This window comes from Paenarthrobacter sp. GQ52 (assembly GCF_059759005.1).
Window position 1 is genome coordinate 40,931 of the sequence record NZ_JCAXEJ010000013.1, and the last position, 12,339, is coordinate 53,269.

At 61.8% G+C, this 12,339-nt stretch carries 12 protein-coding genes, 7 tRNA genes and 1 riboswitch; of the genes, 11 read left to right on the forward strand and 8 right to left on the reverse strand.

The annotated features are described in order from the left end of the window. Positions 1-2 precede the first annotated feature (2 nt). A riboswitch (FMN riboswitch) is annotated at positions 3-158 on the reverse strand. A 78-nt stretch (positions 159-236) separates the two neighbouring features. The 7 genes from rpe to AC6CH8_RS15975 form a co-directional block, all read right to left on the reverse strand. After that, positions 237-911, reverse strand: a complete 675-nt coding sequence (gene rpe / locus AC6CH8_RS15945; RefSeq protein WP_498191463.1) for a ribulose-phosphate 3-epimerase — start codon at positions 909-911, stop codon at positions 237-239. Between the two features lie 58 nt (positions 912-969). Then, positions 970-2,538, reverse strand: a complete 1,569-nt coding sequence (locus AC6CH8_RS15950) for an RsmB/NOP family class I SAM-dependent RNA methyltransferase (RefSeq protein WP_498191464.1) — start codon at positions 2,536-2,538, stop codon at positions 970-972. Further along, on the reverse strand, positions 2,535-3,455 hold the full coding sequence (fmt, locus tag AC6CH8_RS15955) for a methionyl-tRNA formyltransferase (protein ID WP_498191465.1): 921 nt from the start codon (positions 3,453-3,455) through the stop codon (positions 2,535-2,537). Before fmt ends, AC6CH8_RS15950 begins: the two co-directional genes overlap by 4 nt. Next, a complete protein-coding gene (gene def / locus AC6CH8_RS15960) occupies positions 3,452-4,024 on the reverse strand; it encodes a peptide deformylase (protein ID WP_498191466.1) in 573 nt (190 codons plus the stop codon). The genes fmt and def overlap by 4 nt, the downstream gene beginning before the upstream one ends. Before the next feature lie 50 nt (positions 4,025-4,074). Next, positions 4,075-4,968, reverse strand: a complete 894-nt coding sequence (locus AC6CH8_RS15965; protein WP_091466771.1) for a cytochrome — start codon at positions 4,966-4,968, stop codon at positions 4,075-4,077. A 12-nt stretch (positions 4,969-4,980) separates the two neighbouring features. After that, positions 4,981-5,160 (reverse strand): hypothetical protein, encoded by a 180-nt coding sequence (locus AC6CH8_RS15970; RefSeq protein ID WP_498191467.1) that lies wholly within the window; start codon positions 5,158-5,160, stop codon positions 4,981-4,983. 132 nt (positions 5,161-5,292) lie between these two features. Beyond that, positions 5,293-5,367, reverse strand: a tRNA-Val gene (locus tag AC6CH8_RS15975). 248 nt (positions 5,368-5,615) lie between these two features. On the opposite strand from AC6CH8_RS15975, the gene AC6CH8_RS15980 reads away from it, so the two are divergent. The 9 genes from AC6CH8_RS15980 (at position 5,616) to AC6CH8_RS16020 (ending at position 9,581) form a co-directional block, all read left to right on the forward strand. Next, positions 5,616-5,688, forward strand: a tRNA-Gly gene (locus AC6CH8_RS15980). Positions 5,689-5,734: 46 nt separating this feature from the next. Continuing rightward, positions 5,735-5,805 (forward strand) — tRNA-Cys (locus AC6CH8_RS15985). A gap of 39 nt (positions 5,806-5,844) precedes the next feature. After that, positions 5,845-5,919 (forward strand) — tRNA-Val (locus AC6CH8_RS15990). A gap of 57 nt (positions 5,920-5,976) precedes the next feature. Next, positions 5,977-6,049: transfer RNA gene (locus AC6CH8_RS15995), tRNA-Gly, on the forward strand. Positions 6,050-6,072: 23 nt separating this feature from the next. Continuing rightward, positions 6,073-6,147: transfer RNA gene (locus AC6CH8_RS16000), tRNA-Val, on the forward strand. Positions 6,148-6,204: 57 nt separating this feature from the next. After that, positions 6,205-6,280: transfer RNA gene (locus AC6CH8_RS16005), tRNA-Gly, on the forward strand. A 178-nt stretch (positions 6,281-6,458) separates the two neighbouring features. Beyond that, positions 6,459-7,913: an amino acid permease gene (locus AC6CH8_RS16010; protein ID WP_498191468.1), complete on the forward strand. Its 1,455-nt coding sequence runs from the start codon at positions 6,459-6,461 to the stop codon at positions 7,911-7,913. Between the two features lie 96 nt (positions 7,914-8,009). Then, the gene (locus tag AC6CH8_RS16015; RefSeq protein WP_091466768.1) at positions 8,010-8,243 is read left to right on the forward strand and encodes an antitoxin; all 234 of its coding nucleotides are present in this window, start codon (positions 8,010-8,012) and stop codon (positions 8,241-8,243) included. A gap of 120 nt (positions 8,244-8,363) precedes the next feature. Continuing rightward, the gene (locus AC6CH8_RS16020) at positions 8,364-9,581 is read left to right on the forward strand and encodes a benzoate/H(+) symporter BenE family transporter (RefSeq protein WP_498191469.1); all 1,218 of its coding nucleotides are present in this window, start codon (positions 8,364-8,366) and stop codon (positions 9,579-9,581) included. A 19-nt stretch (positions 9,582-9,600) separates the two neighbouring features. On the opposite strand, the gene zapE is transcribed toward AC6CH8_RS16020, so the two are convergent. Next, positions 9,601-10,641 carry a cell division protein ZapE gene (gene zapE, locus AC6CH8_RS16025; protein ID WP_091466765.1) on the reverse strand — a complete coding sequence of 347 codons (1,041 nt, stop codon included), beginning with the start codon at positions 10,639-10,641 and terminating at the stop codon, positions 9,601-9,603. Between the two features lie 209 nt (positions 10,642-10,850). On the opposite strand from zapE, the gene AC6CH8_RS16030 reads away from it, so the two are divergent. Together AC6CH8_RS16030 and AC6CH8_RS16035 are read left to right on the forward strand one after the other, a co-directional pair. Then, positions 10,851-11,777, forward strand: coding sequence for a sulfurtransferase (locus AC6CH8_RS16030; RefSeq protein ID WP_498191470.1), 927 nt, complete (start codon positions 10,851-10,853; stop codon positions 11,775-11,777). A gap of 92 nt (positions 11,778-11,869) precedes the next feature. Next, entirely contained in the window at positions 11,870-12,331 is a 462-nt protein-coding gene (locus AC6CH8_RS16035) for a SufE family protein (RefSeq protein ID WP_178995486.1), read from the forward strand. Positions 12,332-12,339 lie beyond the last annotated feature (8 nt).

The window sequence follows — 12,339 nt, forward strand, 5'->3', positions numbered from 1 at the left end:
CTGTACGTGCTTCTCCCATCCAGACTTTAACTGTCGGTACCGGAATTTCACCAGTTCAACCGTCCGCCACCGGATGCCCAATTTCTTGGAATCCAATGGCTCGCGGGTCGCGGACTATAACCGCCGGTTCGGACTTACACCGACCCCGGAGCACGTATGTGTGTTGTTATTCTGCCACAACTACCAAGATGTCCGGGCTATTCCCGGGCCATCTTCGTAACATATGGTGACGGTCGTCAGGCTTTCGTCGCGGAAGCAGCCTGGCCCGCAGCGCGGAGCCGTTCGATCGCTTCCGCAGGGTCCTGATGCCCATAAACTGCCGAGCCCGCAACGAATACGTTGGCCCCTGCCTCAGCGGCCCGAACAATGGTCTCCTCAGTGATGCCGCCATCCACCTGGATGGCAACGCCGATGCCCGAACCTTCGATCGCCGCCCGGGCACGACGGATCTTGGGCAAGGTGATGTCCAGGAATGACTGTCCCCCGAATCCGGGCTCCACCGTCATGATCAGCAACATGTCGAGCTCGCTAAGCATGTCCAGGTAGGGCTCCACGGGCGTTGCCGGGCGCAGGGCCATACCTGCCTTGGACCCGCGGGCCCGTAGCTCGCGGGCCAGCTTGACCGGCGCCATGGCAGCTTCGGCATGGAAAGTCACTGAAGCAACACCTGCATCCGCGTAGGCAGGTGCCCAGCGGTCGGCGTCGGAAATCATCAAATGCGCGTCCAGCGGAACCGGGCTGACCGCTTGAATTCTCTGCACCACCGGCAGTCCAAGCGTCAGGTTGGGTACGAAGTGATTGTCCATGACGTCCACGTGGACGGCATCCGCATTGCTGATCCGTTGGAGTTCCGCCTCAAGGTTGACGAAATCCGCTGAAAGGATGCTCGGGTTGATACAGCACTGAGACAAGGCAGCCCCCTCTAATGGGTGATAGTCGAAAGCTCGGTGAAGGTCTAAGGGTTGCTAGCTACGGCTTCTTGCGGATGATCGCCATGAACATGGCATCTGTCTGGTGCACGTGCGGCCACAACTGGGCTGTGAGCTCGTGACCAGCGCCGAGGCTACCGGTGAGGCTGACATCATCCAACGCCTGTCCGGCGTCGAGGAGTTCAAGGTCCCCGCGCTTGGCCAACACGTCAGTAACAACAGCCGTGGTTTCGGCTGGATGCGGCGAACACGTCACGTAGGCTACGACGCCACCAGGCCTGACGGCGTCAAGCGCGGACTTCAGCAAATCACGCTGCAGCGGACCCAAATCTCCGATGTCTTTGGGCGAACGGCGCCACCGCGATTCGGGCCGCCGTCGCAGCGCCCCAAGACCACTGCAAGGTACGTCCACGAGCACACGGTCAAAAGTCCCGGGCTGCTCCGCGCCCACTTCACGACCATCACCGGTCCGCACTGTCCAAGCCTCTTTGGGAACAGCCGAGAGCGCTTGCTGAACAAGTTTGGCCCGGTGTGGTGCAGGCTCGTTGGCCAGGAGAGTTGCGCCGTCGCGGTAGGCCAGGGCAGCCAAAAGAGCCGCCTTACCCCCGGGGCCGGCGCACAGGTCCAGCCATCGCTCACCCGGTGCTGGCGGCTCCCCCAGCTCGACTCCGGCCAGAGCACGCGCCACAAGCTGTGATCCGACGTCCTGAACACGCGTCGTTCCCCGCCGGACCGATTCGAAACGGCCGAGGTCTCCGCCAGCGGAGAGTGCTGAATCCTCCACCAACTCACCGGCGGTGGCTCCATTATCGAATGCCTCGTCGAGGTTCCCCAGTCCTGGCAAGGCCACCAAGTTGACCACCGGGGCGGCGTTATCTGCCTCCAGGAGGGCGTCGATTTCGTTTTTGGGCCGACCATGGTTCACCAACGATTGGCGAAGTGCCCGGACAATCCATTCAGGGTGCGCATGGCGCAAGGCTGCGATCTTGGTTTCATCGGATTCATCATCCAGCAGGATCTCAAGCCACTCGGCCATGCTGTGCGCAGTGACCTTGCGAAGTACCGCATTGATAAGGGCCGACGGGCCGGCGCCGATAACCGCGCGTGCCAGGCCGACGGTCTGGTCCAGCGCGGCATGGGCCGGAACCCGCATGGAGAGCAGCTGGTGCGCACCGATTCGCAGGGCATCCAGAATTGCAGGATCCAATTGCTCCAGGGGGCGGTCCACGCAACGGGCAAGAATGGCATCGTAGGTACCCTGCCCGCGCAAGGCCCCGTAGCTCAATTCAGTGGCAAATCCGGCATCCCGACGGTCGAGGCGGTGTTCCCGGATGCGCGCCGGAAGCACAAGATTTGCGTAGGCATCTTCGGAAGCAACCGCGCGGAGCACTTCAAAAGCCACCAATCGGGCTGGATCTGCGCGGCGGGTGCGCTGCGACGGAGCGTTATTGGTGAAGCCCCTCTGCGGTCCCCTGTTTCGCTCGCGGCCCTGGGCGTTGCGCTTGCTCTCCCCACGGGCTCCACGGTTGCCCTGCGAGTCTCGGTTTCCCGCCCCGCTGCCGTCCCGGCTCCCGCTGTTGTTGGGGCCTCGGCGGCCGGACTCGCTCATTCGAATACCACTCTCTCGGGTGTTGCCAAGCCGCGGGCCCAGTCGGCCGACGACATCATTTTCTTACCTGCCGGTTGGATCCGGCCAAGCTCCACTGCATGGGAACCTGTACCCACCAGAACCGACTTGCACTCCACCCGGATGCTTCCCGGAGGAAGGTCCTTGACATCGGGACGGAGAGCTACCGGTTCAAGTTTGACCCTTTGGCCTTCAAAAGTTGTCCATGCGCCGGGTTCTGGAGTAACTCCGCGCGCACGGCGGTTCAAAGCAAGGGCCGGCTGCTGCCAGTCCAAGCGCCCGTCGTCGAGTGTCAGTTTGGGGGCAAGGGAGATCTCCCCGTTTTGAGGCTGCGGAGCGGCCTGACCCGCGTCAATAGCGGAAAGGGTCTGGCTCAGCAGAACCGCGCCGCTGATGGACAGGCGCTCGAGGAGATCGCCAGCGGTATCTTCAGGACGAACTGTTTCGGTCAGTGTCCCGAATACAGGCCCGGTATCGAGGCCTTCTTCAAGCTGGAATGTAACGGCCCCGGTGACGTCGTCGCCCGCGATGATGGAACGCTGCACGGGGGCAGCACCGCGCCATGCCGGAAGCAGGGAGAAGTGCAGATTGACCCAGCCGTGCCTCGGGACACCCAAGGCAGCTTTGGGGACGATGCCGCCGTAGGCAACAATGGCGGCGACGTCGGGAGCGAACTCCGCGATTCTGGCCGTCGTGTCGGCGTCGACCTTTGCCGCGCGAATGACCTCTATACCGAGTTCCATAGCCCGTGCAGCCACAGGCGAAGGAGTCAGGACACGTTTGCGGCCCACGGGCGCATCCGGCCGCGTTAGAACGGCCACGACGTCGAAGCCCGCCTTAATCAGCGCGTCCAACGACGGCACAGCCACAGCCGGTGTTCCGGCGAAGAGTACCCTCACTCGGGCGCCCCGAAGCTTCCGCCGCCAAAACTGGACCCGACGGAACTGGCGCGCTTGGACGTGGTTTGCTCGGTAATCGCGTGGTAGTTGGCGTTCCGGATAGCGCGGAGGGCGGCCTTACGGTCGTCGCCTTCCAGCCTGTCGGTATACAGGACCCCATCAAGGTGATCTGTCTCGTGCTGGAAGCAACGTGCGAGCATGCCTTCAGCCTCCACCGAGACCGGATTGCCGTTCAGGTCCACGCCGGTTGCCCGGGTGGCCCGAAAGCGACGCACAGGGAAGCCCAGGCCGGGAATGGAAAGGCAACCCTCCACCTCGTCCGGCTGGAAATCCTCACTGTTTTCCAGGACCGGGTTGATGATGTGGCCTTCCACTCCCCCGATGCGATAGGTAAACACGCGCTGGCTGACGCCCACCTGCGGCGCGGCGAGACCTGCACCCTCAACGTCCTCCATGGTTTCCGTCATGTCAGCTACCAGCTTGGCGAGCTCCGGACCGAAATCGGTGACGGGGTCAGCTACGGTGCGCAGCACCGGGTCCCCGATGATTCGGATACTCAAAATTGCCATCTGCTGTCAGTCCTCACGATCGTCAAACCAGGTTCCGGTTGTTGCGGAGCCTAAGCCAGTTTAGTTGAGGACAAGGCCGGTGTCGGTGCCGCCCCGGCTGACGCAAAGACCGGCGGAGCAACAGGAAGCAGTGGCTGCCCCGCAGCGACAACGTCCGCTGACATCTCCCATACCCGCCGCAAGGCGCAGAACTTCCACCAATGGTGCTTGAGGATGTCGGGGTTGGCCCGCTGCGGCCGGACTTCGGTCTCACCGATGGCCACCGCGAGCAGCATGGGGTTGTCTCCGTATTTCCACGGCTCCCATTCACCCGCAACAGGATCCACCAGGCTTTCCTCGGCCTTCATCCCGGCCGCGAGTTGCATGACCACTTTGTCATCCAAAGCCTTGACTGTTCCGTCTCTGGTGGTTCCCTTGGTTTTGTAGTCAATCAGGCAGATGCGGCCGTTGATCCGGGCAACGAGATCCAACGTCCCGGCATAACCCACCGTCTTGTTCCATACAGTGATCTCGGGCGCGAGTGGCTCCACCCGGTAGAGGTCCCACCATTCGTCAAAGCGCGCAGCGAAGGCCTGTTCACCATGGGCAGCGAGGTCGTCCCTGCATTCCTGCATCCGGTGCGGACGACCCATCGCCCGCAACGCTACCTGTTCGCAGTAAGTGTGGACGCGGTCACCTCGTGCGGCCGCCGCATCCCGGTAAACCTCCGCGGCTTTGGAAGCTTTGTTGATTGCCTGACGGATTTTCGCCGGGCTTCCGAGAATCGAAGGAAGCTCCGGATCCGCGGCAAGGCTGCTCGCCCCCATGTAACTGAACCACCCGTCCAAGGCGTGCGCCTGTTGTCCGATCACCGTAGTAATGGACGGCACGGAAAATTGCTCAGTTGTGGATCGGGCGTACATCCGGCCGTAGTCAGTAGCGTGGGCAAGCAGTGGAGCAGTCATACAAAGACTGTGTCACAGAGGGCCGACAGAATTCATCCGCGGGAAGATCAGCGCCAGCTGCTCAGGGGACAGCCGGGCGAGCTTGCCAGCGAGGATCGGGGCGGTCAGCGCGAGATCCGCGAAGGGCGTGGCAGGTTCCGTGGAGGCCGCGGCCTTGGCCGCAGGCAAGTCCGGGTCTTCTTGTTCGCGCATGCTGATGTGTGTCGCGTCCACGCAGTTCGTGACGCAGGAACCCGCAATCCGCCAAACAAGCCTGCTGCACAGAAAAACCCCGTCCGGACTGACTCAATCAGTCCAAACGGGGTTTAACCATTTGCAAACAGGTGGTGGGCGATACTGGGTTCGAACCAGTGACCTCTTCGGTGTGAACGAAGCGCGCTACCACTGCGCCAATCGCCCGGTGCATAGAAAACACTAACGGACCAGTGCCGGAATGCAAAACGGATCATGACCCCCGGCCTCACTTAGAACTACAAGAGTGGAATTACAGCAATGAAACTTACGGAATTCCGCGTAAATACAAGGATCCAGCGGGCTCCTCGATCAAAAGCAGGCTACCGATTTGGAGTTTGCAGGAACCTCCTATAGAGTTTTTACTCGTCGGAAAGCGACGGAATGCCTGCAGGGCTGCCCGCCGAAACGACACTGCGGACGTAGCTCAGCTGGTAGAGCACCACCTTGCCAAGGTGGATGTCGCGAGTTCGAATCTCGTCGTCCGCTCGCAAGGCACTGTCAAGGCAAGAATTCCTCGGAATCCTGCTTACACGGTGGGTTGGCCGAGAGGCGAGGCAGCGGCCTGCAAAGCCGTATACACGGGTTCGAATCCCGTACCCACCTCGGTGAAAACCATGTCTTCCAGCTGTTGGCTGGATGCATGGGCGATTGGCGCAGCGGTAGCGCGCTTCCCTGACACGGAAGAGGTCACTGGTTCGATCCCAGTATCGCCCACCAGAACAAGGCAACTTGTTTGTTGTTGAACGCCAGGCATCAGCCCGGCAGGCAACATGTGCGGACGTAGCTCAGCTGGTAGAGCACCACCTTGCCAAGGTGGATGTCGCGAGTTCGAATCTCGTCGTCCGCTCTCCTTTTGAAGGACCCGGTAACGGGCGATTGGCGCAGCGGTAGCGCGCTTCCCTGACACGGAAGAGGTCACTGGTTCGATCCCAGTATCGCCCACCAGAACAAGGCAACTTGTTTGTTGTTGAACGCCAGGCATCAGCCCGGCAGGCAACATGTGCGGACGTAGCTCAGCTGGTAGAGCACCACCTTGCCAAGGTGGATGTCGCGAGTTCGAATCTCGTCGTCCGCTCCAAATAGGGAAAGCAGCTCTTCGGAGCTGCTTTTTTTATGCCCGGATTCGGCCACAACCCAATTGATTAATGGAAGTAACCGATACCCCTCAGAAGAAGTCGCTTTATCTAATGTGATTCGGCTCGCATAATGTACTGCGAGCTCATCACCGTTCCACGCCTACCGGCAGGAGTACCCCCATGAACCAAATGACGGCTTCCAAGTCCGTCCTGCGGCGCAAGCCCATCGACGATATCGAGGAAGAGAACAAACACAGCGGACTTTTTAAGAGTCTTGGCCTCTGGCAACTGACAGCCATCGGCGTCGGCGGAATTATCGGCGTCGGCATCTTCTCGCTGGCCGGGCTGGTAGCCCACGGCAGCGAGAGCAACCCGGGCGTCGGCCCTGCCGTGCTCTTCTCGTTCCTCATCGCCGGTCTCGCCTCCGGTGCAGCAGCATTGTCCTACGCCGAATTCGCCGGCATGATCCCCCGAGCCGGATCGGCCTACACCTACGGCTACGTAGCCCTGGGAGAGATCATCGGCTGGTTCATCGGCTGGGATCTCCTCCTTGAGTACATCGCCATCGTGGCTGTGGTGGCCATCGGGATTTCCGGTTACTTCGACGCCTTCCTGTCCGGCATCGGAATCCATATGCCCACGTGGATGACGTCCACCGCTGATGAGGGCAAGGGCGGCATCATCAACCTGCCGGCCATCTTCGTCTGCCTCCTGGTCACTTGGATCCTGAGCCGGGGCACCAAGGCATTCGGCCGGTTTGAACTGGTAGCCGTTGCCATCAAGGTCATCCTGATCCTGTTCATCATCGGCCTGGGTATTTTCTACATCAACACCGAGAACTACAACCCGTTCATGCCCAGTGGCTTCGGCCCGGTCCTGGCCGGTGCCGCCACCGTCTTCTTCGCCGTCTTCGGCTATGACGCCATGAGCACCGCCGCAGAAGAGGCCAAGGACGGCAAGAAGCACATGCCCAAGGCCATCATCCTCTCCCTCATCGTGGCCATGCTGCTCTACGTTGCCGCGACACTCGTGCTCACGGGCATGCAGAACTACAAGGACATTGATCCGACGGCCGGCTTCGCTTCGGCGTTCACCGGAGTCGGATTGCCTGTCATCGCCACCATCATTTCGGTATTCGCGGTGCTGTCCATCCTCACTGTTATGCTCACCTTCCTGCTGGGCGTCACCCGAGTGTGGTTCTCCATGAGCCGTGACGGCCTTCTCCCCGGCTGGTTCGCCAAGACTGACCGGCACGGCACTCCGCAGCGCGTCACGTGGATCGCAGGTGTTGCCTCGGCGTTCCTCGCCGGTGTCTTCCCCATCAAGGAAGTTGCCGACCTCACCAACATCGGCATCCTGGCTGCCTTTGTGGTGGTCTGCATTTCCGTGATCGTCTTCCGCTACACCAAGCCCAACGCTCCGCGCACGTTCCGTTTGCCGTTTATGCCGGTGGTCCCCGCGTTCGGTGTCCTGGCATCGGCATTCCTGATGTTCCAGCTCCACTGGGAAACCTGGGTGCGGTTCGGGGCCTGGCTGGTCATCGGCCTGATCATCTACTTCGCCTACGGCCGCAGGCACTCCCTCATGAATCCGGACAGCCCGCGCCACAAGGTCGAAAATAAGCCGTTGGCGTAGTTCGTCCACAGGCCGCCGCCGAACCCTTGGCACCCCGGAGAACTGGTGTTAGGGTCGGACGCGGAGGAGCGAACTGGCTCCGCGAATGGAAGGGAGGTGCCCGTGGGTTTAATTGACGACCTGAAGGGCAAGGCTCAGGGTCTCATTCAAGGCAACGAAGAAGCCATCAAGAATGGCATCGACAAGGCCGGGGATTTTGTGGACCAGAAGACGGGCGGCAAGTACGCCGGTCACGTCGACAAAGTCCAGAATGCCGCTTCCGATTTCGTGGCCAAGAACGACGGTAAGCCTGGACAGGCTCCCGTCACGGATGAGCCGAAGCAGCCGTAGCTGCCTGAGCCGCCGTACCAGATACGTCAAGGGGGCACCGGTCCCGCCGAGAGGCGCCACCGGTGCCCTTGGCGTTTAACGGGCAGCCGCTAAACCGGCTGGTCAGGTACGTTGGACGTTATGCCTTCAGCTTCCGCCCCTGCCGTCCAAAGCCGCGCCGCCAAGGAGACGCTGGGACCACCCATCACAGCAGGCATCGTCACCGCCCTCGTGGGTTTCACCTCGTCATTCGCTGTGGTCCTGGCGGGTTTGAAGGCTGTGGGGGCGAACCAGGCACAAGCATCCAGCGGCCTATTAGCGCTGACGCTCACCTTTGGACTGGGAATCCTGTGGCTCTCGCGCCGGTCCCGGATGCCCGTAACTTTGGCGTGGTCGACGCCCGGGGCGGCGCTGCTCGCCTCCGCTGGAATGGTCGACGGCGGCTGGCCGGCTGCTGTGGGTGCGTTCCTGATCGTCGGGGTGCTGATCGTCCTGACCGGGCTACTTCCCGTCCTGGGCAGGATCATGGCGAAGATCCCCACCGCACTGGCGCAGGCAATGCTCGCCGGCGTGCTACTCCCGCTATGCCTCGCACCCTTCAAATCGTTGGGATCGGCTCCCCTGTTCATCGCACCAGTGGTGGTGTGCTGGGTGGTCCTGATGAAATTCGCACCACGTTGGTCGGTGCCGGCATCGCTGCTCGTCGCGCTGGCGGTAGTAGGCGTCCACATCGTGTCCAACGGCGTTCAGATTCCCGGCGGCAGCCTCCTGCCAAGGCTGGAGTGGACCACACCGGCATTTACCGTGGAAGCTGCGGTGGGTTTGGCACTGCCCCTCTTCATCGTCACCATGGCGTCACAGAACATTCCCGGCGTCGCGGTACTGAAGTCGTTCGGCTATACCACCCCCTGGCGGCCGTCGATGCTTGTGACCGGAGCGGGCACCATCGCGGGAGCGCCGTTTGGAGGCCATGCGATCAACCTGGCTGCCCTGAGCGCAGCCTTGGCTGCGGGTGAGGAGGCAGGCAAAGACCATGGCAGGCGGTGGTTCGCAGCGTTCGTCTCAGGCTTTGCCTACCTGATCCTGGCCGCTGCCTCAGCGGCACTTGTCACCTTGGTGGCTGCAGCACCGCCCGGACTTCTCGAGACCGTGGCCGGACTCGCACTCCTGGGGACGCTGGCCTCGTCCATCTCGTCTGCACTGGCGGTTGCCGAGGAACGTATTCCCGCCTGCATCACCTTCCTGCTGGCAGCATCAGGCCTGAGCTTCGCCGGCGTTGGCGCTGCTTTCTGGGCATTGGCAGGCGGCATCCTGGTGCGGTGGATGCTGAAGAGCCGCAAACCTGTTCAGAAATCCTGAAGCAGGCAGAAACCCTGGGTCAGGCAGGCTCGTGGTTTTGGGCCTCACGGGCCAGAGCCGTCAGCCTGGACACAGCACGGAAGTACTTCTTCGTGTAGCCACCGGTCATCATCTCTTCGGTAAAGAGCTGATCGAAAGGTACGCCACTGGCAAGGATCGGCACGTCTTTGTCATAGAGCCGGTCCGCCAGAACCACAAAGCGGAGGGCGACCGCCTGCTCGGTGATGGTTTCGACGTCGCTCCACACCACGGCCTCCACCCCCGAGATAAGCTGCCGGTAACGGCTGGGGTGGACGGCGGCCAGATGGTTGACCAGAGTGCGGAAATCGTCCACAGCCACAGTCTTACCGTCGAACTCAGCACGCATACGGTGCTTAAGCTCTTCGGTCTTGAGCGGTGCGGGAGCCGCGGGCAAACCGCGGTGGCGGAAGTCTTCGCCGTCGATCCTGACGACGTCGAACTGGTCGGCGAGAACCTGTATTTCGCGCTGGAAGTCCACTGCCGCGAAGCGTCCTTCACCCAAGGAACCGGGAAGCGTGTTGGACGTGGCCGCGAGCTTCACACCGGCGTCGGCGAGTTCACGCATGAGCCGGGACATGAGCACGGTGTCTCCGGGATCATCAAGTTCGAATTCGTCGATGCACACCAGCTTGTAGCTGCTCAGTGCTTCCACGGTCTTGCGGAAGGACAGCGCACCCACGAGGTTGGTGTATTCCACAAACGTACCGAAGGCCTTCGGGCCCGGCGACCTGTGCCAAAGGGAAGCCAGGAGGTGGGTCTTACCCACACCAAAACCGCCGTCGAGGTAGATTCCTGCCCTCGTTGCAGGCGCCTTCTTGGCGAACAACTTCTTGAAGAGACCGCCACCGTCATCGGATCCCACGCCGTCGGCAAATGCGGAAAGCAGCTTCACTGCGTTTGCCTGGCTCGGCTGGGAAGGATCTGGCCGGTAGCTGTCGAACGATACCTCTCCGAATCGCGGAGACGGGTAGAAACCCTTGAGGAGTTCCTCCACGGAGACTGCCGGTGTGCGGGCAGCCAGTTGTTCGATCTTTACCACGGTGGTCCGTTCCTTCGGTATTAGGTCCCCAGCAAGAATACCGGCATTGGACACTCGGAAAACCGCCACGTGACCAAGCCCATGTTTCACCGTATGACCACAGGGAAGCATTACTCGCTGCCCGTGGTTAGTGTTGGAGCACGCCCGGCCGGCACCTGCACCACCTTCCACGGCCTGGCTCCGACCGTTGTCAGTGAAAGGCCATCACCATGTCCTACCGAGTTGAACAGAACGAAAAGTTTGCATCGTATGCGAACCCCGAACGCCTTGTGTCCACTGAGTGGCTCGCGGCAGCCCTTGCAGACGGCGCCATTGCCGATGGCAAGCTTGTGGTTGTCGAGTCCGACGAAGACGTTCTTCTCTACGAAACCGGCCACATCCCGGGCGCCGTCAAGATTGACTGGCACACCGACCTGAATGACGAGGTCACCCGCGACTACGTGGACGGCGCCGCTTTTGCCGCCCTCGCCGCCTCCAAGGGCATCTCCCGCGACAGCACCGTGGTCATCTACGGTGACAAGTCCAACTGGTGGGCTGCCTACGCGCTTTGGGTCTTTACGCTGTTCGGCCATGAGGATGTCCGCCTCCTCGATGGTGGCCGCGACAAGTGGATCGCCGAAGGACGCGAGCTGACCACCGACGTCACACAGCCCTCAGTGGGTGAATACCCGGAGGTGGAGCGCAATGATGCTCCGATCCGCGCGTTCAAGGAAGACGTCCTGGCACACTTGGGCAATCCCCTCATCGATGTCCGCTCCCCTGAGGAATACACGGGACAGCGCACGCACATGCCGGCCTACCCCGAAGAGGGCGCGCTGCGCGGGGGCCACATTCCCACCGCCGCGTCCATCCCCTGGGCACGCGCTGCGGCTGAAGACGGCACTTACCGGAGCCGTGAAGAGCTCGAAGCCCTGTACCTCGGCGAGGCTGGCTTGGAACCCGGCGATGACGTGGTGGCCTACTGCCGCATCGGCGAGCGTTCCAGCCACACCTGGTTCGCGCTGAAGTACCTGCTGGGCTTCGACACTGTCCGCAACTACGACGGCTCCTGGACCGAGTGGGGCAACGCTGTGCGGGTTCCCATCGTCAAGGGCGCCGAGCGCGGTTCCGTTCCTGCGTCCCTCGTCAGCAACTAGGGGCGCGGTTAGCACCAAGGCAGGAAATAAGGCATCCGTAGTGTTCGGCCACACAAGATGCATTGACCGCTGTTGTGCGTAAGCTGGAAGTGATGAGTACGAACACTTTGCCCACCGCCCTGGCGGAAATCGTCGATGACTTCCAGGCACTGACGGAGCCTGACCGCCTGCAACTCCTGCTCGAATTCTCGAGGGGCTTGCCGGAGCTTCCGGAGCGCTTGAAGGACCACCCTGAACTGCTGGAACAGGTTGTGGAGTGCCAGTCACCGTTGTTTCTCACTATTGAGTCCGAGAAAAATCCCGACGGCGGCGCCCGCGCCTACCGGCTCTTCTTCAAGGCTCCTCAGGAAGCGCCCACAACCCGCGGCTTCGCAGGGGTCCTGCACGAGGGCCTGGATGGATTGACTGCAGAGGAAATCCTTGCCGTGCCCGACGATATGCCGGAGTTGCTGGGCCTCACCCGGGCCATCACTCCCCTGCGCATGCGGGGAATGACCGCCATGCTGGGGCGTATCAAGCGGAAAGTCGCAGCCGCCAGCCGGCTGGAAAACTGACCCGCTGG